The sequence below is a fragment of the Salipaludibacillus agaradhaerens genome (assembly GCF_002019735.1).
Lineage (GTDB): Bacteria > Bacillota > Bacilli > Bacillales > Salisediminibacteriaceae > Salipaludibacillus > Salipaludibacillus agaradhaerens.
The window spans coordinates 2,339,973-2,362,182 of record NZ_KV917378.1 but is presented as its reverse complement, the minus strand read 5'-3'; the positions used below and the strand labels follow the sequence as shown (position 1 = coordinate 2,362,182).

Genomic DNA, 22,210 nt, shown 5'->3' with positions numbered 1-22,210 from the left:
TACTACATAGCTATTTATCATGATAACCGCCCGGTAAACTCCCGGCTCAAAATAGAGAAAAGCTAAACCTATTTAAGCGGGAGAGAGCGGCCGCTAAGATTGAAGGCTCATTTTATTTATTTCTCACTTGAATAATACTGAATCCATATGGGGGCAACTCGATCTTTGACGTTTCTTTTAAAGGCTTGTTATGCCATAGATCAGTTGGTTTTTTGTTTGTGAAATCGAATGGGATTGTTATATTAATTGGATTCTTAGAGTTATTGATAGTAATGATAATTGTTTCCTTGGCATTTTTTTTGCTATACGTCATATGGTTCGTTTCATTGTTTGTTTCCAATATAGAAAATTCACCACTGTTACCAAATGCAGCGTGTTCTTTTCTCAATGAGATCAATCTCTGAACTAGCTCCAATAACTCTTGATCTTGTTTAGCTTCGTCCCACTCCATACATTTTCGACAGTCGGGGTCATTTTCACCAGTTAACCCGATTTCATCTCCATAGTAAATACTAGGTGTGCCAATAAAAGAAAGCTGAAAGAGGAACAAAAGCTTAAGTTTGTCTTTATTTTCATGACACATCGTTAAAATCCGCGGTGTATCATGACTGCCAAGTAAATTGAATGCCACTTTATTTGCATTTTTTGGATAACTAATTAATACACGGGTGATTTGATTAGCAAACTCTTCAGCGTTAATGTCACCTTTTGCAATATAGCGTAATGTAGCATTCGTAAACGGATAGTTCATGACAGCATCAAACTGATCCCCTTGAAGCCAAGGTATAGCATCGTGCCATATCTCCCCAAGGATATAAGCATCTGGTTTAATCCTTTTGACAATCGCTCTAAATTCCCGCCAAAATTGATGGTCCACTTCATTAGCTACGTCTAATCGCCAACCGTCAATATCAAACTCTTCAATCCAATATTTTGCAACACGAAGAAGATAGTCTTTTACTTCAGGATTTTCGGTATTTAATTTGGGCATTTCATGGGTAAAGGCGAACGTATCGTAATTCGGTTCTGGTAAAGGTGTAACAGGGAATTCTCTTAAATGGAACCAATCAACGTAGTTAGACTTTTCTTGATTTTTTAAAACATCTTGAAATGGGGCGAAGTAAAATCCGCTATGATTGAAAACAGCGTCCAACATCACTTTAATTCCATGTTCATGACAAGTGTCTACTAGCTTTTTAAATGTTATCTTATCACCAAACTGAGGATCAATTACAAAGTAATCAATTGTGTCATACTTATGGTTCGTAGCTGCTTTAAAAATCGGGTTGAGGTAAACACCAGTAATACCAAGTTTCACTAAATGGTCGATATTGTTGATAATTCCTTGAAAATCACCACCGAAGAAATCGGTAAGGGAAGGGTCTTTGCTGCCCCATAGTAATGTGTTAGGAGGATTAAGCTTAGGATCAGCATTAGAAAACCTTTCAGGAAAAATTTGATACCAAACAGTGTTTTTGACCCATTTAGGAGCTTTAAATACATCAATTTCATTTAAAAAGGGAAAACAGAAATAAAAATTTATATCGTTTGGAATGCTGTTAAAAAATCCCCCTTCACCATAAATTAAGCGTTCATTTTCACTATGCAATTCAAATCCATAACGGCAGCGGCCAAATTCTGGTTTCATTTCTATAAACCAATAATCAAATAGGTGATCAGAACCTTCTAATAACATAGGCTTTGAAGCATTGATCCAACGACCATTGTCCCATTCATAAGGGTCGCCGTAAATTAAGTCTACATTTGTTGCATCCCCTTTTTTTACACGTATGCGGATATGGAGCGTATCCTTATCGTATGCATAAGCGTAATTATTTTTAGGTCTGTGGTAAATGGCTTCTTTTAACAAAATGAACACTCCTTTTATGGGAAATATAGTGATTAATAATCCTTTGTACGTTTGTTGACTGAGTTTTATCACAGGTAATTGTGCGTAAACCTCTTGGCCCTAAGTAAAGCGAAGAGCTAAACCTTTACAGGTGGGAGACAACGGACGCTAATGTTCTGATTGAAGATTTGCTTTATAATCTTCTAAGAGTGTCATTATGATAAATATGATTCTATAATAGGGGAAAAATTCACATATAACTATAGATTATTTAATAAAAACATATACTATTTGGCTATTGATGTGTTATATTTCTCAGTTCTACAACTTTAACTCAATAGAAAAAAAGGAGAGTAATCCCCCACCTCAAAACTTAAGTTTAGGTGGGGGATTACTCTCCTAAAAATCCATATAGAACCCTTTTAGTACGTAAAACTCACAATTAGCTTTTTGAACATCTGGCTAATGGATTAACAGTCAGGCTCACTGATTGAAGGTTCGTTTTATTCCTGACGTCTATATTCTCCAGGTGATATCCCATACTTCTTTTTAAATACTCTATGAAAATAGGGGTAAGTGCCAAATCCACAGTTTTCAGCTATATGCTCCAGTGTCATCGTCGTATATTTCATTTGATTAATCGCTGTAGATAACCGTATGTCTACAGCATATTCGATGATTGTTTTACCAACACAGCTTTTAAACAGGTGGGCAGCTCGAGACACACTCAGATCCGCAGATTGTGCTACATCTTCCACCTTGAATGTGTTCGTTGCATGCTCTTCAATATATCGTAGCATTCGTGTCACTGGATAAGGGCGGCTGACCAATGAGCCTGTTTCATGAACAGCACGTTCGAGTGATAAACAGAGTGCTTTTAGTAAGTATCCAGAGAGTTCCTTATCTTCTTCGCCTGACGGTCTACGTTCTTCAACAATTAGGTGCCGCCATAATGCAAGTAGTTTTTCATCTAAGTTAATTTGAGAGAAGGTTGGTTTCTCAGAACGTTTCCACCAGTCATCGATCCAAGTACCTTTACATATTAAATGATAGTCACCGCTATTTTGGCTGCCTGCAATTGTTATTTCATAAAGATCTCCAGGTCTTGTTAAAAGGAGTCCACCTTTTTTGAGAGGCATCTTTCTATTATTAACGACAATTTCGCAAAATCCTTCTGTTTGTAAGCGGATAAGATAACTCGATAATTCGGATTTAGGTTGGGAATAACCCTTTGTGTGATGGGAATAACCGCAAAAACCAATATGCATCGTCATAAGTTAATCCTCCCCTTTCTGAACTGATTCAGAATTCTTACACCTATATTAACGCATTCAATAGAAAAACTAATACGAATTTTTTTCATTAGCCTCGTATAGTTAGTTTAGCTCAAATTTTACTAGCTAGATATAGCTGATGTGGTCTGAATGATTGAAAGGGTACTAGTTGTTCAATGACATATTGTAAAAATTGGTGCTTTAATAGTTGTTTTTAAGAAGATATTTATCTCTCTATTTTGAGGTGGCATTTTATCTGTGATAAAAAGCAAAAAGGCTGTTGAAAAGATGCTTTTCAACAGCTGGAGTACACAAGACGGGGAGGGTACAGAGATTATAAACTCCGTGGTTTTATATTGAATATATCGTTACGTTCAATTTTTTAGCCGTTGTTTTTTCTTTTCTTCTAACACTTTCTTTAACGGTTCTTTATACTTTGACGATACGAGGATATACAAGAAGTCCTCTTCTTTAATTTCTGTTTCACCATATGGTGTAATCAATGTCTCATCCCTTACAATCGCGCTAATATTCGCTTTTTGTGGAAAGGATATTTCATGTAATTTTTTCCCTACAATAGCTGACTGCTTCGTCGTTTTAAACTGGATCATTTCGGCATTTGCTTTACCCATCGAAATAAGTTCAATAGAATGGTGCGGGTTGTCTTTGACAGGTCCAGTGAGCTTTAATTTTTCTGCTAAATAGGTAATGCTAGAGCCTTGAATGAGCGTAGACGTTAGAACGATAAAGAATACCACATTAAAGAAGAGTTGCGCATTTTCCAGCCCGGCTACAATAGGGAATGTCGCAAGAACGATCGGTACAGCTCCGCGCAATCCTGCCCAGGAAAGGAACACTTTTTCTTTCAGTGTGTACGACATTCCAAGCGTTGATAAAAAGACAGCAGCTGGACGGGCAATGATAATCAGGATAAATGATAATAAGAAGCCATTTAACATCACAGTTGCGGTGAAAAGTTGACCTGGGAATACGAATAGACCGAGAATAATAAACATAAGGATTTGTGCCATCCATGCGAACCCTTCGTTAACTTGGAAAATAGAGTAACGATACGTTAATTCAGAATTACCCACAACTAATGCTGCCGCGTAAACAGCGAGAAAGCCACTGGCTTCTATATATGAAGCGAAACTAAATGTGAGTAACGCAAAGGCGACAGCAAACAGTGGATAAAGGCCGCTAGATTCTAATTTTATTCGGTTTATCGACCAAGAAGCCACTTTTCCTAGTAACAGGCCAATCCCAAGTCCGATGCCCATTTGCCAAAAAAATGATGGGATTAGCGTCCAGATACTCATATCTGGGTAACGTATAAGCTCAATAAAGGATAGTGTTAAAAAGACAGCCATCGGATCATTTGCACCTGACTCCGCTTCAAGGGTAGCACCCATTTTAGCTTTAATGTTACGTTCCTTTAAAGTAGCAAAAACAGCAGCCGCATCTGTAGAGCCAACGATAGCACCGAACAAAAGGGCTTCAAGAAAAGTCACATCAAAAATAAGGTAAGCTGCAAAACCGACGATAGCCGAAGTGAACAGCACGCCGAACGTGGCGAGAGAGGCAGAAGGGACGGCGACTGAACGAACAGTCTCCCATTTCGTTTGCAAGCCGCCTTCGAATAAAATAATAATAAGGGCAAAAATCCCAATTGTTTGCGCCACCTGTGGGCTGTCAAAATAGACGATACCGAGCCCATCACTACCAATTAGCATACCGACAAGGATAAATAACACAAGGGCAGGTACTCCCAAACGATTAGAAAACTTAGCAACGAGGACACCACTAATTAAGATAAACGCGCTTAGAAAAATGAACGCTTCAGTTGAGAATGTTTCTAAAAACAATTGGCACTCCTCCCCTCTTCAAAAATAACGTTCCCTATAAGTTAACGTCTAGTTCAATCGGATCAAACCGGTCGGCATCAATATATCTTCTTGTTTCTGCAGGTGTAGATTGATGGAAGCGTTGCTGAATAAGTGAAATGGCGATCCCTTTACGATAGGCGTGATACCCAAAGGTCTTTCGTAATGTATGTGTCCCAATCTTTTCTTTTATCCCTGCTTGTCTGGCAACCTCTTGAATCATACGGTACGCTTGTTGCCTAGTAATAGGGGCTGAGCCTTTTTTTGATCTAAATAAATAATCGTCTCGTGTATAAGCAGTGTGAGAAATGTGTAGTTTAAGAGCATCTTTCACACGAGTATTCAAAAATATAGTGTTACCACGGATGGTAATAAAAGATGTCAATGTCTCTCTCTCAATGAGTATGTCGCCAAACGTGAGGGGGAGCATCTCACTAATGCGTAATCCGGTATTTATGCCGAGTACAAATAAAAGGTGGTCCCGAGTTGATCTTAGCTTAAGAAGTTTTTTCATTAACCGAATTTTTCGGACATCTTTAATCGGGTGAACGTATTCCATCTTGTCCTCCGTCTGTTTTAATGTGTCATAACATAACTTTAGCATATTGTTATGTAACTTTAAAAATAAAATGCTCACTAATTATAGGTAAGCAAGAAAGCTTTAAAAATGAAAGGCTGTCTCTATTCACACAAAAAGCTGTGAGAATAGAGAATCTCACAGCTTTGAAGTGATGATATGGTAGTGGAAAGCTTTACTGAGCCTCACCGACAACAGTAAAGCGCTCATTAATATGCTGGGGCTTCTCAATCTCATCGACAATGGCAATGGCGTAATCTGCATAACTAATATAGCTGTCTCCTTGGGAATTTAAAATCACATGGTCTTTTCCTGTCTGATAGGAGCCAGTGCGTTTACCATTAGGATCGAAAAAGCCAGCTGGACTTACAAATGTCCACGTAAGACCTGTTTCATTCAATAGCTCATTAAAGGCAATACGCATATTGGATGCGGTGGGCTTTGCCACCTCAGGAAAATCTGGCGTATCAATTAGTTGTGTGCTCTTTTCTTCATCCACATACAGTGTTCCCGCTCCGCCCACAATGATTAAACGAGTGTCAGGAGCTCCTTTAAAGGCGTTATTTAATACTCTTCCCGCTTCAATATGTTGTTCTTCCTTGCCATGTGGAGGGTTGAACGCATTAACGACAATATCGAAGTTTTTAATGTCCTCGGTTGTGATATCAAAAATATCTTTCTCAACGACATTAACATTAGGTTCTGTCACTTTTGATGGGTTTCTTACGAGTGCTGTAACAGTGTGTCCTCTATCTAACGCTTCTTTCATAATGAGACTGCCAGACTTCCCGCTAGCACCGATAATTGCAATTTTCATGTACGTACCTCCTTGAGTTTGTTTTGATCGTAGCATAAAAGTGTGGGGTGACAACATGTTACAGTTACACATGGGTGTTTATAGAATTAGAATGTCTCCCAAACTCGTATACACATTCATACTGTAACTTATATTGTTACATTCGAATTGGAAAAATAACCTCGCTAAAAGGAGGTCTAGTAACTATTTTAGTTACAAGTTGTTGTTCTGTCAATTGCTTTAACTTATTTGATTAGCTAGTTCTTTAATGACATCGGCTAACGTCTGATTGGCTAATTCTTGTTCCATCGCTTGTTGAACACGGTCAAACGTTTTATCGAGAGTTGCTTGAATATGGCTACCTACGTCACAATTGGGATTTGGCTTATTATGAATGGCAAAGAGCTCATCCTGTGTTTGCACCGCTTTGTAGACATCAAGCAATGTGATGTTTTCAGGGGCTCTCGTTAATTTGGCTCCAGGTTGACCAGGTCTAGACGTCAGAATATCAGCTTTTCTAAGCAAACTGCTAAGCCGTCTCACTACGACAGGGTTAGTATTAACACTACCAGCAATAAAATCAGAAGACATTGGCCTTTCATGTTGCGTCGTAATAAGAGCTAATATATGAATCGCGACTGACAAGCGAGTGTTTATCATATTATCACCACCATGTCATCATCTTAGTGACGGTTGCCACTTTTGTCAATCCACATGGCTATGGGAATGAACATTAGAAGGTTATTTTGGTGAAGAAGTGAAGGTGTCATTAACCTTCAAAACTGCTTAAGGAAATATGCGTTGTTCTTAAGCCTTTTTCCATTAATGTAAAGTCTCACAGCTTCAAGGTTTAAAATACCGTTTGGCGCCAATATACCTTGGTTTCCAGTAAGGGTTATCCATGCTCGTTATGATCACGCCTTTTGAAGAACTGTTGTGAATAAATTCGTTATTGCCAATGTAGATTCCTGCATGTGAGGGGCCAGGCTGATATGTTTCAAAAAAGACAACATCACCCGGTTCTGGCTCAGAAACAGATTCACCTTCCTCCCAATATTCACGGTGCGTACGAGAGAGGGTTATCCCGTTTTGTTTAAAAACATAATGAATAAAACCACTACTATCAAAGCCCTCAGGTGTTGTACCGCCCCAAACATATGGTGAACCAATTAACCCTTTAGCATCGTTAATTAAACTGTCCGCATTAACAGTTGGGGTGGCTTGTTTGCTAGTTTTACTCTCTGAACTGCTCAGTTCGGTTAAACGTTCATTCAGTGTTGTATAAGCTTGAGATTCAGCTATTTGCTGGTTCTCAACGTATAGGATGTTGTTTGCGTATGCGTCATGGTTATTTATTATAAGTGGGCTGATGCTCTGACTCACTAAGACGATAAAAACTAAGGTCGCCATCATCATATTTGTCTATACACTCCTTTTAATCAATTAACAGGTGTGCCCCTTGCTTCTTTTAATGAAGAAGTTAATCTTCATATTTTCTTCAAAAAGCAGCATTATAGTAAACAGTGTCCGTCCCATTTTCATTATTAGCCAGTTTTATCACAGATAACCGTCCGTAAATCTCCCGCTTCAAAATAGAAAGAAGAGTCATTCTATTTAGGTGGAGCTAACGGTCGGTAATGTCCTGATTGACTCAACCACTAATCAGTGGGGGGAGGACGAAACCTCCCACTGATGAAGTTTCGTTTTATCACAGATAACCGTCCGTAAAACGCCTGTCTCAAAATAGAGAGCAGAGAAATCTGCTTAGACGGGAGCTAACGGTCGGTAATGTCCTGGTTGACTCAACCACTAATCAGTGGGGGGAGGACGAAACCTCCCACTGATGAAGGTTCGTTTTATTTGTAGTATGTGAACCAATTCTAAATAGAAAATGTATTGATTTTAAACTCTAAGTGTACGCTTTTTTGCAGGTCTATCGTCAGCTAAATGAGATTAATGAATGACTGCCATCACTTGTCCTTATTAAAAACTAAATGGTTATTTAGGGTAGTTATACGATATTTTTCTCTTCCCTTCTTGCAGGAGTTGTGACATCTTGATAATCGCTTAAGAAAATAAAAGGGTGTGGGTGCTAATGAGACTGAAATCAAACGTGTGAAAAAGTAGAAAAGGCGTATGAGGTTTTCGGGAAAGTATAACGAAAAGCTAAAATGAACGTTGGAAGAGGAGGGTGTTTTCTCTCTTTTATCAGTGGTGGAGGACATAAGCTCGCAGTGATTAAATGAAGGAGGAATGACAAATGACAATTAGTAAAAAAATAAGGTTAACCTTTGTTACTTTAACATTACTACTTATCATGTCGGCATGTGCAAACCCTAACGAGGAGGTAAGTCCTGACGAAAAAAACGAAAATGATACTCATGATTTGGAACAGAATAATAAGCAACAAAATGAGATGGATATAAATGATCATGGACATGATGAGGATCAGCATCATGACTTTGCTTCACCTCCTGATAAAATGAATCCTTTGGCTGATGAAAGTGTGCACCATGCACAAACAAAAAATGTGACGAGGCTTGATACAGCGGCTGAATTGACGATGTCTATCTATGTGTCACAACTTATTTGGCCGGCTACTCATGACGAAAACCGTCCTAATACAGTGATTATCGCACCACTTGATGATTGGCAAAAATCGCTTGTAAGCACAACATTAATCCATCATCCTAATGATGGGCCCATTTTATTTATGGAAGATGGTCAAATTGAAGAAGAGGTAGCTCAAGAAATTGAAAGACTTCAGCCTAAAGGAAATAATGAAGGGGTTGAATTGATGGTGATAGGGGACATGTCTGAAGAGGCACGCTCTCAGCTGGAGGATTACCGTATTGAAGAGCTTAATGCGGACAATAATGCCGCTTTTGCTGCTAAGGTTGATCAGTATTTTTCAGACATTATTCAAGAGACACCGAACGCTGTTTTGATCGGTTCCTCTGAGGAAGAGGCTCAGCTCTATACAATGATTGCTAGTAATTGGATTGCCCATATGAATGAGTCGTTACTATATGTAGGCGCTAATGGCTTACCCGATGAAACACGAGAAGCGCTTGAAAAACGAGGTGGCGAAGCGGCCATGTACGTACTAGGAGATGAAGAGACCATCAGTGATGAAACATTGACTGAATTAGCTGAATTTGGGGAAGTAGAGCGTATAGCAGGTAACACGCCTGAACAAATGGCTATTGAATTTGCAAAATATCGTGATGAAGAGACACTTGTGGGGTGGGGACAAACAACCCCAGGTCATGGCTTTAGTTTTGTGTCATCTGACAAACCGGAGATGGCCATTGCAGGGGCTTCCTTAGGTCATTTAGGGAAACATGCACCACTTATCTGGCTAGAAAATAACAATATAAGTGATGACCTTTTCGACTATTTAGCTGAAGTGAGGCCCACATTTGAAGATAATCCAATGGCTGGCCCTTATAATCATTCGTATTTATTAGCTGACCAGACGATGGTGCCTTTTCAAGTTCAAGGAATTTTAGACGAAAAGCTTGAAATTTCCGGAGCACACGGGGATCATTAAAATAAGGTATGAAGGCTCAATCTACAAGAGAGAGCCTTTTTATTAAGCGTGAAACAGCATATAAGGTCTTGTGCTATAGAAAATAAAAGGAGGACATATGAATGACAGGAAAAAATATTTTAATCGTTGATGATGAAGGCGAAATGCGTCTATTAATAAAGCTTTGTCTAAGTCAAGAAAATTACACGACACTAGAAGCTAACAATGGCTTGGAAGCGCTGAATGTTATTAGAGAGAATGACATCCACCTTGTATTATTAGATATTATGATGCCGGAAATTGATGGTTTTGAATTATTAAAAGCACTAAGAGAAGAACTGGATAAGCGTATACCTGTCATTCTTATATCAGCATTAGGTGATACTGACAGGGTGGTGAAAGGCTTACATTTAGGCGCTGATGACTACATTGTGAAACCATTTGAACCAAAGGAATTGGTAGCTAGAATTACGTCTGTCATTAGAAGGTCCTTTATACAAAGAGACACGGATTATTCGTTTGAAATAGCAGGACTACATTTTTTCCCTAATAAATATGAGATAACATATCATGATAAATCAATGGTGATGACAAAAAAAGAGTTCTCGATTCTAAATCGGCTTGCTTCTAATCCAGGCCGCGTTTATAGTCGAGAACAGATTTTAGATCTTGAATGGGACATGAGTTACGATGGGGATTTGCGAACCGTAGATGCCCATATTAAAAATATCCGGGAAAAGTTGAAAAGTGAAGGATATAATAAAGAAATTATTGAGACGGTTTGGGGAGTCGGTTATAAGGTGATAGAAGATGATAAACACATTGATTAGGGCGGTTAAACAGAGCCTTGCGAAGAAAATCACGACATGGGTGATGGCTGTATTGATGGTGCTCGTTCTACTCATAGTGGGCGGTGCTCATTGGATAACGACCAACTTCTATCAAGAGCATTTGAAGAATGAAGTGGAGGAGCGGTTACGTGCTCACGCAGAAATCCTTTTAGCAGAACAGCGAGGAGAGGATATCTATCAGTACTTAAATCAGCTAGAAGCAGGAAAAAATAGTTATTTGATCATGACAGACAGTGAAGGTCGGGTGCTTTTTTCTACAGATAATGTGTTAACTGCATTTATAGAAGATTATTTAGAGTTTATAGAAACAGCCAAAGTGAGGCTTGAGGCTGTTGACGAAGACGTGATGATAGACGAGGTAAAGATGCAAATGGCATTCCATATTCCTCATGTGTGGGGGGCGGCTGTCATTCGCAATGATGAAGGGGAAGCCACTGGATACGTTTTTATTGATCAAGATACCGAGGAGTTAAACAGTGCGCGATTAAAGCTCCTACTTCTTTTGGTCGTGATGGGAGCGATAACGTTGGGGATTGGTTACGTTCTAGTTTCATATTTAACCCGCAAAATATCAAATCCTCTAAATGAAATGAGTCAACGTACTGAAGATATTGCTAAAGGAGATTTTGATATTGAGTTGCATGTGACTGGTAAAGATGAAGTAGGTAGGCTTGGTGAAAATATTCGGCAAATGACAATCCAATTAAAAGAGTTTAGAGATTCAAGAAGGCAATTTATCTCTCATATTTCTCATGATTTAAGAACGCCAATTACGTATATTAAAGGCTATTCAGCATTAATGAAAGATGCTACTCAGGCAGAACAGGAAGACTGGCGGCGACACCTCAGTGTCATCTATGAAGAAGCCAAACGGATGGAAAATCTAGTCAGTGACCTCTTCTTGTTAACTAAATTAGAAGAAGGGAAAATTCAATTAGAAGTGGCGCCACTATATGTTAGAAGCTGGCTGGAAGCTCTGATTGAAAGTCGAGCAATCATGTTCGATCAAAAAGAAATTACAGCGTCCTTAGCTATCGACCCTAATCTGGAAAACACTACTGTGATGCTAGACTCGTTTAGAGTGGCTCAAGCATTAATAAATTTAATAGAGAATGCGATTCGTTTTACGCCTGTGGGCGGGAAAATCTGCTTAGCGTGTCATCTAGAAAAAGATAACGTCGTTTTCAAAGTCACTGATACAGGTGAAGGAATGGATAAAAAGACAACAACCTACATTTGGCAAAGGTTTTATAAAGGTGACCCATCACGAAGCCGTAACAATGGAGGGACTGGTTTAGGTTTGGCCATCGTTAAGCAAATTGCTGAGGCGCATGATGGCTTTGTAGATGTGACAAGTGAACCGGGGAAAGGCTCAAGCTTTTATATGTACATAAAAGCGAAGTAGTGTCACTTAGTCTTAGTAGGAGTAAGTGACCAATTAGTGAGCTAAATAAAACGTCCATTCTAGGGAAAAGACGCGAAGGTCAATGGTGTCTTGTGAGAAGTCATTAAACTGATTGGAGAGAGTGAAGACGAGTCAACGAGAAAACGGACAATCAATAGAACACGTTACCAACCATTTTTCCACTCATGAGTTGCTGTTGGGCGCCCCTCTTAATTGTAAGTTATTTTTTTGTTTAATGATCATCATTTTCGGATAATAAAACAAGTACATAGGATGAGCAGGGAAGAAATGATATCCCAAACTGATGATAGATAAATGACACTATTAAACGATTGACTCAAAGCTTGTCATCACTTATTTAATGCCTGTTTAAAAGAGTGCAAGGTACATGATGGCCGAGTGTATATGTTCTTGATTGGGAAGTGCTGACATGTGTTTGTATGCCAAACAAGTATTAGAACGGTGAATACCATTTACTCATGATATCAATTGTATTTGTCCTCTTATTTACAAAGTATATAGATCTGAATACAAGAAGTACGATTAAGAGCCATTGCCAAAGATGTGCTAATGCTTGTTTTTTTGTGCAGGAAAGTGCCGTGAAGTAATTGTGTATCATGGGGAAATTAGGTTCTTTACAAAAGGATAAGTCTAGAGGTATTAAACATTTGTTTAAGTCGAACTCGCAACTTGTAATGGGAGGGGTCTTATACAATGTTATTGATCCGTGGTCAGTCTTTAAACTTTTTTCATATTTATCTCCTAAACTCACAGTTATAATCGGCTTTTGAGGAGGATCATTATGGAGAATGCACATCACTTAACCCTTATAAATACACATTTAACGTGTACGTTTAGTCGACACCAAACTGTTCGCCTGCCCTACGAACTCAGAAAGAAGCTTCCATTCCTACAAAGGGAGTCTGTTTCGGTTATTTTTGGTGATAATCAACATGAAATAAAAATTGTTCGCCCTGGGCCTGAATCGTATCATAATGAGATGAGTGTAAACAAAAATGGTACAATCCGAATCCCCTCAGAAATTAAAAAATTTATGAGTATAAAAGAGGGAGACGTGCTGTCCATTTTTTTGTTTCATAATCATGAAGGATTGGTCCTTTACAGGTGTTAATAGGAGATAATGCCTTAGCCCCTCATGACCTGACTTATTTGTTAGATGCGGACAATCGAACAAAAACCCCTAAAGACTCTTTGCTTTTTGCGAAGGGTAAATTAGAGACGCTTTTACAGGCAGGGGGGCATTGTATTGGGTAGATCTAATGTCATAAAAGAAATTTATTGGTTGCGGGCCATAGCCTGTCTTGCAGTTGTTTTAACGCATAGTATTACGACGACGTTATCTCATTATGTCGATACAATGAGTCAAGCAGAAGAATACTTTTTAATTGCTTTAAGATTTATATTTCTATTTGGCACCCCTACTTTTGTTTTTATTTCGGAGTTTTTACTTTCTTGTTCTTATGCCAACGGTGTGCCGAAAGGTTTTTTTGTGAAGCGGATTAAGTTTTTGTTAGTGCCTTTTATTTTTATGGGCGTTATTTTCGCTACTATTACGAGGGAGATAGGCGGTTCATTTATTAATCAGGTGGTTCTAAATCTCTTTATGGGAGGCTATACCGGTTATTTTGTACTCGTTATTTTTCAATTTTATCTGTTACATATGTTGATGGAGAAGCGGTTAAAAGTATGGTCGCCACGATTAGTATTGGTAGGCTCTTTTGTTATAAATGTGGCTTATTTGTCATTCTTTCACTTCACGCCACCCCCAGCCTCTGGGTTAGGTGAGTACTTTTGGCAGAGAGGTCATTGGCTACCTGTCTTCGGTTGGTTGTTTTATTTTACAGTCGGTTATTACAGTGGTAAGCATTACCACACCATCATAGAAAAATTAAAACCTTATAAACAGTATGTATACGTGCTTCCATTTCTCATTACTGTGCTCATTTTCGGACTCGTTCGCACCGACATATTATCTGTTGTCTCCTCGAAAAGAATTGATTACGTCCTGTTTACGACAGCAGTTATAGCGTTTATTTTACTTCTCGCTTCCCAAGTGAATAAGACACCTTCACTTATACTCATCATTAGCAGATACTCTTTTAATATTTATTTGTTGCACACGGTCTTCCTTCACTTTATGCCTCAAATAAATCTTATACATCCTTTTCTGTACTTAATTATTGCGACGGTAACATGTATAGGATTGTCTATCTTAGTTGTTAAATTAACATCAATCCTCCCATTTAGGAGTTATTTATTCGGAAAGACGCTCCCTGTCCCGTTAAACACTCGGTCACCTTTAGAGTGGAGAAAACAGGAGCAAGTATCAGGTCCCCTTAACAATTTAAATGCTTTAAAGCGATCAGTCTGGAACCCGAGACGTTAATCTAAAAATGTTTCGGGTTCTTTTTGATGGGAAAAGACGTTATTCTTATCATATAATTGTTTTTGACGAGCAACGATATACGTGGATACATAACGAATCAGCTCATAAATGACGAAGATTTAGGAGGCTCAGCACACATGCAGTTCACACACGTAAAAATTGAGGTTCTTATGCCAGAAGGATACATAGCATTATTGAGAAATAAATTAAATGAAGCAGCTGTCATTAGGCAGGGGAATTATGATCATGTTATCTCTTATTCCCATGTTCATTGTTATTGGAGACCGTTGGAAGGAGCCGAACCATTTGAAGGGGAAGAAGGGAAGATATCCCACGGCACAGAATGCCTTGTCACATTTAAAACCCACTGTAACAACGTGCTAGCTGTTAAAGAAATCATTGAAGACATCCACCCTTATGAGGAGCCGGTTTATCATGTCATTCCCCTGATGGATGTGTGAGCCTTAATTAAGACTGACTGAAAAAAGGGTTTTCAATGTTAAGAAAGAATATTAACTATATTACTAAGTTGTTAGAGTGCTTAATAATCATGATGAATGTTCTTAAAATTAAACTAGATTTGGAGGAGACGAATGTCGAAGGTCAATCACTATTCAGAAATAGAGGACGCTATTCTGTATATGAAGCAACACTTAGACGACCCTTTGTCTTTATCTCATTTAGCCCGCCATATTTCCTACAGTCCCTATCATTTTTCACGGCTCTTTAAGCAAAAAACAGGTCTATCCCCAATCTACTATGTGGCATCATTACGCATGCAAAAAGCCAAAGATCTCTTATTGCGAACAGACTTAACTATACGTGATATCGGTTTAGAAATTGGACAGCAGAGTCTTGGCACGTTCACTACACGTTTTACTCAACGAATAGGTCTATCTCCTTCTCGTTTTCGTAAGACAGCGCACGAAGCGCCAAGCCATCTTGAAGCACTAAGCAAGCTGTCTAACTGGTCAACGTCATCGATCAATTATGTAGGAGAATACGCTGATATGACAGGGACGATGAGCACATCAGAACCTTTTAAGGGGATCATTCTCATTGGTCTTTTTCCGAAGCCTATTCCAGAAGGGAGACCGCTTTATGGCACACTCATCTTAGACCAAGGAAACTTCCGGTTTACACAGGTTAAACCCGGTAGATATTACCTTATGGCTACGTCTGTCTCGTGGGGGATGACTTCCATTGATTACATGCTTCCTTATCAAACCTTACGAACAAGAACCAAATACCCTATTACGGTCAAGCCGTTTTCTTCTATCCCTCATCAAGATGTCATGCTTTACCCACCTAAACTGGACGATCCACCCATACTAATTTCCCTTCCCTTACTGATGAAGAGCTTTTTGAGTCGGCTTCATATATAACACGAACCTTCAAGGAGTGGACGCTTTCGTACTTCTACCACTGATTGGACGTTGCGTGAGTCAGGACATTAGCGCCCGTGATAAAGCAATCTATAAGAAATTTACGAAAACAGATTCTGATATGATTAAGGGAAATAACGTTAAAACACGAAAGGGGCATATGTGATGAAATCAGACTTTCATAATTTTCTCGAATCATTTAATCACGCTTTTGCAGCACATGATATCTCATCGATAGCAAATGGTTTAGCTGAGGATGTTGTATGGCGGATGGTCGGTGAGAAAGAAGTTAAAGGGAAAGAAGAAGTCATTAGATTTTTAGAGAACATGAAAAGTGACACAACGTATCGCCTCACGATCGACACGGTGATTACCCATGGGACCACAGCTGCTGTTAATGGGGTGATAGAAGGAACAAGTCCCTCGGGTAATGTGACAGCTTACGAATTTTGTGACATTTACAAGATGAACAAGCATAAGGGTGGAAAAATAAAAGAGCTGACCTCGTTTGTGATTGAAAAGAAAGACGTGTGAGTGACAGTGAGTAACTGCTGTGTCACTTTGACATGTAATAGAGAAGTTAAATCATATATTTGACGGTCCTTACAAAAAAGCAATAACTTCAATATATCGTTTTGTCTTGACGGTTAAACGCAGCGAATCGCTAGTAGAGAAAAGGCTATTAAAGGAGGTGCTCCAATGGGCAAGGTTGTCGTTGATATGTCTATGTCGCTGGATGGATTTATTGCCGGAGTAAATGATAGCCAAAAAGAGCCACTAGGTGAAGGTGGAGCGGTTTTGCAACAGTGGCTGTTTAATGGTCAATTGGAAAGTAGACATAGTTCATTTTTCAAAATGAATCGAATTAGTAGAGAGGTGTTTGATAAATCAGTCGATTCTACAGGAGCTATTTTAACGGGGAGACGAACCTATAATGTGGTAGGTGGATGGGAAGGTAACCATCCGGCGGGAGTTCCAGTAGTCATCTTGACACATCGTCCATCAATAGCACCGCCAGAAGGGAACACACCTATATCATTTGTCACGAGTGGGGTTGAACGTGCAGTACGGGAGGCAAAAGAAAAGGCAGAAGGAAAAAATGTGGGTGTGGCCGGTGCCAGAACAGCCCAGCAATGTTTGGTAGCGGGGCTTGTTGACGAATTGCATATCCATCATATTCCTGTTTTGTTGGGGGAAGGCACCCGATTGTTTACGTCCCTTTCTGAACGCATTCCCTTAACGGTTAAAGAGACGGTTAGTGATCGGGATGTGACTCATGTCCTGTATTCAGTTGAGAGAGTAGGTGTAGGTTATGATTAAATCAGTCTTGCAATGTACCCTATTTGTTCATGATCAACAGAAGGCTAAAGTGTTTTATACGGAAAAATTAGGGTTTAACATACGTGCTGATGAAGAATTCTCTCCAGGATGGCGTTATGTGACGGTTTCACCGGCAGATGACAATGAAACGGTATTAGAATTCGTTCAAGCTGAGACCCCGGAAGAAAAGAGTTTGGTTGGAAAGCAAGCCGATAGCCAAGTGATAGTCATGTTTGAAACGGATAATATAGAGGAAGACTTTGCGAACATGAAAGCTCGCGGTATCATTTTCCATGGGGTCCCTCAATCTGTACCGGGGGAAAAGGGGTTGGGTTTGAGGACTTATATGGTAACAAACTTGATATCTTTGAACCTGAAAAAAGAAGGGGATATCGATGAGGAACGTGATTTTGTCAATGGCCGTATCATTAGACGGATATATTGAAAGTACGAATCGAGATATCTCCTGGCATGTATGGGATGCGGACATGCAGGAGTATATGTCTGATTTTTTAGAAACAGTAGATACACTCCTTTATGGACGTACTGTCTATGAATTGATGATAAATCATTGGCCAGCCGCAGAGAACGCTGGCGGAAATACAGCAGAAGATCGCGCTTTTGCACAGAAAATGAATAAATTAAATAAAATTGTATTTTCAAGAACGTTAAATAAGGTAACCTGGAATGCTAGGCTCGTAAAGGAGAAGGCAGTAGAAGAGTTACTCAGGCTGAAAAGGGAGCCAGGAAAAGATATGGTTTTATTTGGTGGAGCAAATATTGCTGAGACATTTATGAGAAATGGGGTTATTGATGAATATAGACTCATTGTCAATCCAGTTGTTTTAGGGAGCGGAAACCGACTATTTAAGACAGAAATACGAGGGCTAACGCATGTAAAAACTAAAGGTTTCAATTGTGGTAATGTTTTACTTATTTATCACAGATAACTGTTCCTAAAACTCCTGCCTCAAAATAGAGCAGATAAATCTATTTAGGAGCGACTTAACAGACGCTAATGTTCTGATTCACTCAACGATTAAACAGTGGGAGAAGAACGAAAAACACCTTATGAATTGAAGGATCGTTTTATAAACGAGGATAATATGTGGGCTGTATTGATAATTAAGGAGGATATTTATGAAAGGGTTCACACAGAAAGTTACGCCGTTTCTGACTTTTTTCGGTCAAGCAGAAGAAGCAATGAATTTCTACACTTCAATTTTTGAAAATTCAAAAATCGTAAATGTAACGCGTTATAAGGCAGGGGAAGCAGGTAAAGAAGGAAGTGTGATGCATGCCGTTTTTTCAATAAACGGTCAAGATATGATGTGTATAGATAGTAATGTGAAACATGAATGGACCTTTACACCTGCCGTCTCTTTTTATATAAAGTGTCGTAGTGGCGAAGAAATCACTAACGTGTTCAAGGCACTTTCCGATGGTGGACAGGTTCACATGCCACTAGCCAATTACGGTTTTAGTGACAAATTTGCGTGGGTGGATGATCGTTTTGGTGTTTCGTGGCAATTGAATTTGGAATCATAACTGAAGGAGGCGGAGTGATGACTAAAAAAACTGTCTTATCAAAAGATGGCACGGCCATTGTTTATGATCAAGTAGGAGCTGGCCCAGTCGTCATTCTTGTGAATGGGGCTCTCGGCTATCGTTCCCATCCAAAACAGGTGGAACTGGTATCACTGTTAGCTGATCAGTTTACCGTCATTAACTACGATCGTCGTGGGCGGGGAGAAAGTAGTGATACGGTTCCTTATACCGTGATGAAAGAAATAGAAGATATTGAGGCATTGATTAATAATGAAGGGGGAAGTGCCTCGTTGTTTGGTATGTCTTCTGGAGCGGTGCTGGCTCTTGAGGCAGCGAATAAATTATCAGGCAAGCTAACAAAACTGGCAGTGTTTGAACCGCCACTCATTCTTGATGAAAGTCGCCCACCTCTTCCGAGTCATTACGTTGAACAACTGAATGACGCGATTCAACAAGGGGATCGGACAAAAGCTGTTACTATCTTTATGTCACAGGCGTTATTAATACCGAATCAGTATCTTGAACCGATGCAGCGTGACCCTATGTGGCAAGAGTTTGAGGATGTTGCTCATACATTACCTTATGATGGCATGATTGTAAAAGATGTGGCGAAAGGAATGCCATTACCTAAAGGAAAATGGTCTAACGTATTGTGTGCTACATGTGTGATAGCGGGCGAACATAGTGAAGCATTTTTTCATGATGGTGCAAAAAAACTGGTAGAACATCTTAACGATGGAGAATATCACATTTTACAAGGGCAAGATCATGATGTGGCACCAACAGCTCTCGCCCCTTTGCTCAAAAAATTTTATACAGAAAACCGTCCGTAAAACTCCCGGCTCAAAGTAGAGAGCGGAGCTAAAATATTTAGGCGGGAGATAACGAGGCTAATGTCCTAATTCACTCAACTACCAATCAGTGGGAGAAGAGCGAACCCCCCCCACTGGTTGAAGGTTCATTTTATGAAAGTTGACAATCTTTAAGGTGATAGGCTAACAAGGTTGAAAAAAACATAAACAGTCACTTGTACGTTCATAATAAACTAACCAAAATAAAGGTGGAGGGTGAATCGTGATGATTTTAGGTATAAACCCGTATTTGATATGTAACGGCAATGCAAAAGAAGTTGTGTCATTTTACGAAAAAGCATTGGCAGCTGAAGTACTTGGTGTTATGACATTTGGAGATTTACCAGATGATGCTGGTATGCCTGTACCCTCTGACGCAAAGGAGCGTGTTATGCATGCGCATCTTAAGATTGGAGAGTCAGATTTAATGCTATCTGATAATTTCCCTGGTCAACCCCATACAGTAGGAACGAATGTGACAGTGGCGATAAATGTAGACGCCCCTGGAAAAGCAGAAGAGATTTATTCAAATTTGAAAGAGGGAGGAAAAGACATTATGACGCTGCAAGCGACACAATTTAGCCCTGCCTACGGCCAATTAATAGATAAATATGGTGTTACTTGGCATATTTCAACACAGGTACCAGAAGATAGATAATGTGACGACGCCCGCCTTAGGCACCTTTCAGTTAATTGAATAATTATGTCCCTCAAAACAGTGTCTTCGAAGACCTATTGTTATTCAAACAATGTAATATGACCATGACCCGATTTTATGGGTCATGGTCTTTTTAGGTATCTCAATGATGATCCATTTGTGCTCTTCAATCAACGATACATTATAGAAAAGGCAATGTTTACGTTGTGCTTATGTAAGAAACTACATTTTAAAGTTTTAGCAAGTAGAAAAATCCGATCAAATTGTTTTCTAAGATCTGTTTATCACAATAAGCGTCCGTAAAACTCCGGCTCAGCTATTTAATCGGGAGCTCGTGTCCTGATTCACGCAATGACCAATCAGTGGAAGAAGAACGAAAGCGCCCCTGATTGAAGGTTCGTTTTATAAGATAAGTCATTTATATGACAGAAATATATAAAACCCAACATTTTTCAAGAAAAAAAGAGCCCTAATTAAAAGAAATAAAAGGAAATAAAAGGATTTTAAATAGGATTAAATATCTCTTTTTTACTTTTAGAGTCAGTGGAAGTGGGGGTATTTGGTAATAATTTATTAAAATAAGTCGGAAAGTACCTGGAGGAGCATGTGATATATGTACTAATGACAACCTTTAATGGGATATATTATGATGATCCTGTGAATCTTTTCCTAGTTCGACATCGTACTTATAATTAACTACAAAAAAGGAGTGGATGAAAATAGGGAAACAAGATGCTACTTACCAACTTGAGAGATTTTCAAAAACACAAGCAGAATTTGACGAACACTATGAAAAAGATCTTCAACCAATAGCAGAAAAGTTGGAGGAAGAGCGACAAAAAACGATGTCTTTAGCAAAAGAACAGGCGAAAAAACTCATCATACCTGCCCTGGTAGCACTTGCCATGATCATTTTCTTTGATGGTTTTAGAATCTATGTGATAGCGGCATTGGCTGCATATGGCGCGTATTTGTTTAAGGATGTTTATGAGCAAAGAAAGAAAATGCGAGTCAAGATAAAAGAACAACTTCTTACCGCACTTATTCAATTCCTTAATCCTAATTTTACGTACAAACCGAAGAGCTATGTACATCGCAATCAATTTATAAAATCAAATATTTTTAAAGATGACCCGAATCGTTATTCAGGGGATGATTTAATAAAAGGTTTTGTAGGAAATGACGATGTTGATGCTAATGGTATTAAAGGAACGAAAACGGAGCTGTCGTTCTCAGAGATTAAAGCCGAGAAGGTAGAGAAATACAAAGACAAAAATGGGAAAACACAGGAACGGGTTACGACCATTTTCCAAGGCATGATCTTTGTTGTAGATTTTAATAAGGATTTTGAAGGTTTAACAACGGTTGTACCGAAACAAAAAGGGTTGAAGATATCGTTACCTCGTTTCTTATCGGGTGAAAAAGGGCGACGTCTAGAAGAAGTAGAGTTAGAGGATATGGAATTTATGGATAAGTTCACAGTTCGCACAACAGATCAAATTAAAGCGCGATATATTCTAACACCAGGATTTATGAGACGTCTCTACGAGTTTGCTACGAAGAAAAGAGAGGTTCAGCCACAGGACACACCAAAGCCAGAAACTTTAAAAGAGGCAGTTAAAGTGGGGCTTAATGTAGGTGGCGATCAGAGACGAGCGAGTCAAGATGCTCGGAATGTGGCCTATTTTTCATTTAGAGATGGAAAAATGTATTTCTTACTTTCCACAGGTAAAGAACATTTCGAATCAGGTCTTCTAACCCCAATTAATAAGAGCCTAGTGCAGGAGTATTATGAAGACATTAATAAATCATTAGAGTTAGTTGACGAATTGAACTTAAATTTACGTATTTGGTCTAAAGAATAGAGGGGGATA

General features: G+C 39.0%; 22 protein-coding genes. 15 read left to right on the top strand and 7 right to left on the bottom strand.

Annotated features, from left to right (window positions below; translation table 11 throughout):
* Positions 1–112 precede the first annotated feature (112 nt).
* From BK581_RS11050 to BK581_RS11020, 7 genes are all read right to left on the bottom strand, one after another.
* Entirely contained in the window at positions 113–1,870 is a 1,758-nt protein-coding gene (locus tag BK581_RS11050) for an alpha-glycosidase (RefSeq protein WP_078578230.1), read from the bottom strand.
* A 482-nt stretch (positions 1,871–2,352) separates the two neighbouring features.
* Positions 2,353–3,123, bottom strand: coding sequence for an AraC family transcriptional regulator (locus tag BK581_RS11045; RefSeq protein ID WP_078578229.1), 771 nt, complete (start codon positions 3,121–3,123; stop codon positions 2,353–2,355).
* Positions 3,124–3,497: 374 nt separating this feature from the next.
* Positions 3,498–4,988: a potassium/proton antiporter gene (locus tag BK581_RS11040; RefSeq protein ID WP_078578228.1), complete on the bottom strand. Its 1,491-nt coding sequence runs from the start codon at positions 4,986–4,988 to the stop codon at positions 3,498–3,500.
* Positions 4,989–5,022: 34 nt separating this feature from the next.
* Positions 5,023–5,565 carry a tyrosine-type recombinase/integrase gene (locus tag BK581_RS11035; RefSeq protein WP_078578227.1) on the bottom strand — a complete coding sequence of 181 codons (543 nt, stop codon included), beginning with the start codon at positions 5,563–5,565 and terminating at the stop codon, positions 5,023–5,025.
* 193 nt (positions 5,566–5,758) lie between these two features.
* Positions 5,759–6,400 (bottom strand): NAD(P)-dependent oxidoreductase, encoded by a 642-nt coding sequence (locus BK581_RS11030; RefSeq protein ID WP_078578226.1) that lies wholly within the window; start codon positions 6,398–6,400, stop codon positions 5,759–5,761.
* Positions 6,401–6,619: 219 nt separating this feature from the next.
* Entirely contained in the window at positions 6,620–7,039 is a 420-nt protein-coding gene (locus tag BK581_RS11025) for an Rrf2 family transcriptional regulator (protein ID WP_078578225.1), read from the bottom strand.
* A 183-nt stretch (positions 7,040–7,222) separates the two neighbouring features.
* Positions 7,223–7,795: a C40 family peptidase gene (locus tag BK581_RS11020; protein WP_078578224.1), complete on the bottom strand. Its 573-nt coding sequence runs from the start codon at positions 7,793–7,795 to the stop codon at positions 7,223–7,225.
* Positions 7,796–8,639: 844 nt separating this feature from the next.
* Here BK581_RS11020 and BK581_RS11015 point away from each other — a divergent pair.
* From BK581_RS11015 to BK581_RS10940, 15 genes are all read left to right on the top strand, one after another.
* A complete protein-coding gene (locus BK581_RS11015) occupies positions 8,640–9,932 on the top strand; it encodes a cell wall-binding repeat-containing protein (RefSeq protein WP_078578223.1) in 1,293 nt (430 codons plus the stop codon).
* Between the two features lie 101 nt (positions 9,933–10,033).
* Entirely contained in the window at positions 10,034–10,741 is a 708-nt protein-coding gene (locus BK581_RS11010; RefSeq protein WP_078578222.1) for a response regulator transcription factor, read from the top strand.
* Positions 10,722–12,167 carry a sensor histidine kinase gene (locus BK581_RS11005; protein ID WP_078578221.1) on the top strand — a complete coding sequence of 482 codons (1,446 nt, stop codon included), beginning with the start codon at positions 10,722–10,724 and terminating at the stop codon, positions 12,165–12,167. The genes BK581_RS11010 and BK581_RS11005 overlap by 20 nt, the downstream gene beginning before the upstream one ends.
* A gap of 802 nt (positions 12,168–12,969) precedes the next feature.
* A complete protein-coding gene (locus tag BK581_RS10995) occupies positions 12,970–13,299 on the top strand; it encodes an AbrB/MazE/SpoVT family DNA-binding domain-containing protein (RefSeq protein ID WP_078578219.1) in 330 nt (109 codons plus the stop codon).
* A 135-nt stretch (positions 13,300–13,434) separates the two neighbouring features.
* The gene (locus BK581_RS10990) at positions 13,435–14,574 is read left to right on the top strand and encodes an acyltransferase family protein (protein ID WP_169837675.1); all 1,140 of its coding nucleotides are present in this window, start codon (positions 13,435–13,437) and stop codon (positions 14,572–14,574) included.
* Between the two features lie 137 nt (positions 14,575–14,711).
* Positions 14,712–15,035: a divalent cation tolerance protein CutA gene (cutA, locus tag BK581_RS10985; protein WP_078578217.1), complete on the top strand. Its 324-nt coding sequence runs from the start codon at positions 14,712–14,714 to the stop codon at positions 15,033–15,035.
* A gap of 132 nt (positions 15,036–15,167) precedes the next feature.
* Entirely contained in the window at positions 15,168–15,959 is a 792-nt protein-coding gene (locus BK581_RS10980; RefSeq protein ID WP_078578216.1) for a helix-turn-helix domain-containing protein, read from the top strand.
* Positions 15,960–16,124: 165 nt separating this feature from the next.
* Complete coding sequence (locus tag BK581_RS10975; RefSeq protein ID WP_078578215.1) at positions 16,125–16,493, top strand: nuclear transport factor 2 family protein; 369 nt, start codon at positions 16,125–16,127, stop codon at positions 16,491–16,493.
* A 165-nt stretch (positions 16,494–16,658) separates the two neighbouring features.
* The gene (locus tag BK581_RS10970) at positions 16,659–17,279 is read left to right on the top strand and encodes a dihydrofolate reductase family protein (protein ID WP_078578214.1); all 621 of its coding nucleotides are present in this window, start codon (positions 16,659–16,661) and stop codon (positions 17,277–17,279) included.
* On the top strand, positions 17,272–17,724 hold the full coding sequence (locus BK581_RS10965) for a VOC family protein (RefSeq protein ID WP_245829006.1): 453 nt from the start codon (positions 17,272–17,274) through the stop codon (positions 17,722–17,724). Before BK581_RS10970 ends, BK581_RS10965 begins: the two co-directional genes overlap by 8 nt.
* Positions 17,675–18,229, top strand: coding sequence for a dihydrofolate reductase family protein (locus BK581_RS10960; protein ID WP_078578213.1), 555 nt, complete (start codon positions 17,675–17,677; stop codon positions 18,227–18,229). Before BK581_RS10965 ends, BK581_RS10960 begins: the two co-directional genes overlap by 50 nt.
* 190 nt (positions 18,230–18,419) lie before the next feature.
* Entirely contained in the window at positions 18,420–18,827 is a 408-nt protein-coding gene (locus tag BK581_RS10955; protein ID WP_078578212.1) for a VOC family protein, read from the top strand.
* A 17-nt stretch (positions 18,828–18,844) separates the two neighbouring features.
* Positions 18,845–19,660, top strand: a complete 816-nt coding sequence (locus BK581_RS10950) for an alpha/beta fold hydrolase (protein WP_078578211.1) — start codon at positions 18,845–18,847, stop codon at positions 19,658–19,660.
* 244 nt (positions 19,661–19,904) lie between these two features.
* Entirely contained in the window at positions 19,905–20,336 is a 432-nt protein-coding gene (locus BK581_RS10945) for a VOC family protein (RefSeq protein WP_078578210.1), read from the top strand.
* A gap of 713 nt (positions 20,337–21,049) precedes the next feature.
* Positions 21,050–22,201 (top strand): DUF3137 domain-containing protein, encoded by a 1,152-nt coding sequence (locus BK581_RS10940; RefSeq protein ID WP_078578209.1) that lies wholly within the window; start codon positions 21,050–21,052, stop codon positions 22,199–22,201.
* Positions 22,202–22,210: the final 9 nt, after the last annotated feature.

Coding starts and splice junctions, on each gene's coding strand:
- BK581_RS10975 (WP_078578215.1), top strand. CDS start 16,125: ATGAAATCAGACTTTCATAATTTTCTCGAATCATTTAATCACGCTTTT.
- BK581_RS10945 (WP_078578210.1), top strand. CDS start 19,905: ATGATTTTAGGTATAAACCCGTATTTGATATGTAACGGCAATGCAAAA.
- cutA (WP_078578217.1), top strand. CDS start 14,712: ATGCAGTTCACACACGTAAAAATTGAGGTTCTTATGCCAGAAGGATAC.
- BK581_RS11005 (WP_078578221.1), top strand. CDS start 10,722: ATGATAAACACATTGATTAGGGCGGTTAAACAGAGCCTTGCGAAGAAA.
- BK581_RS10995 (WP_078578219.1), top strand. CDS start 12,970: ATGGAGAATGCACATCACTTAACCCTTATAAATACACATTTAACGTGT.
- BK581_RS11020 (WP_078578224.1), bottom strand. CDS start 7,795: ATGATGATGGCGACCTTAGTTTTTATCGTCTTAGTGAGTCAGAGCATC.
- BK581_RS10940 (WP_078578209.1), top strand. CDS start 21,050: ATGAAAATAGGGAAACAAGATGCTACTTACCAACTTGAGAGATTTTCA.
- BK581_RS10950 (WP_078578211.1), top strand. CDS start 18,845: ATGACTAAAAAAACTGTCTTATCAAAAGATGGCACGGCCATTGTTTAT.
- BK581_RS10970 (WP_078578214.1), top strand. CDS start 16,659: ATGGGCAAGGTTGTCGTTGATATGTCTATGTCGCTGGATGGATTTATT.
- BK581_RS11025 (WP_078578225.1), bottom strand. CDS start 7,039: ATGATAAACACTCGCTTGTCAGTCGCGATTCATATATTAGCTCTTATT.
- BK581_RS10955 (WP_078578212.1), top strand. CDS start 18,420: ATGAAAGGGTTCACACAGAAAGTTACGCCGTTTCTGACTTTTTTCGGT.
- BK581_RS11010 (WP_078578222.1), top strand. CDS start 10,034: ATGACAGGAAAAAATATTTTAATCGTTGATGATGAAGGCGAAATGCGT.
- BK581_RS11035 (WP_078578227.1), bottom strand. CDS start 5,565: ATGGAATACGTTCACCCGATTAAAGATGTCCGAAAAATTCGGTTAATG.
- BK581_RS11045 (WP_078578229.1), bottom strand. CDS start 3,123: ATGACGATGCATATTGGTTTTTGCGGTTATTCCCATCACACAAAGGGT.
- BK581_RS10960 (WP_078578213.1), top strand. CDS start 17,675: ATGAGGAACGTGATTTTGTCAATGGCCGTATCATTAGACGGATATATT.
- BK581_RS10965 (WP_245829006.1), top strand. CDS start 17,272: ATGATTAAATCAGTCTTGCAATGTACCCTATTTGTTCATGATCAACAG.
- BK581_RS11030 (WP_078578226.1), bottom strand. CDS start 6,400: ATGAAAATTGCAATTATCGGTGCTAGCGGGAAGTCTGGCAGTCTCATT.
- BK581_RS11015 (WP_078578223.1), top strand. CDS start 8,640: ATGACAATTAGTAAAAAAATAAGGTTAACCTTTGTTACTTTAACATTA.
- BK581_RS10980 (WP_078578216.1), top strand. CDS start 15,168: ATGTCGAAGGTCAATCACTATTCAGAAATAGAGGACGCTATTCTGTAT.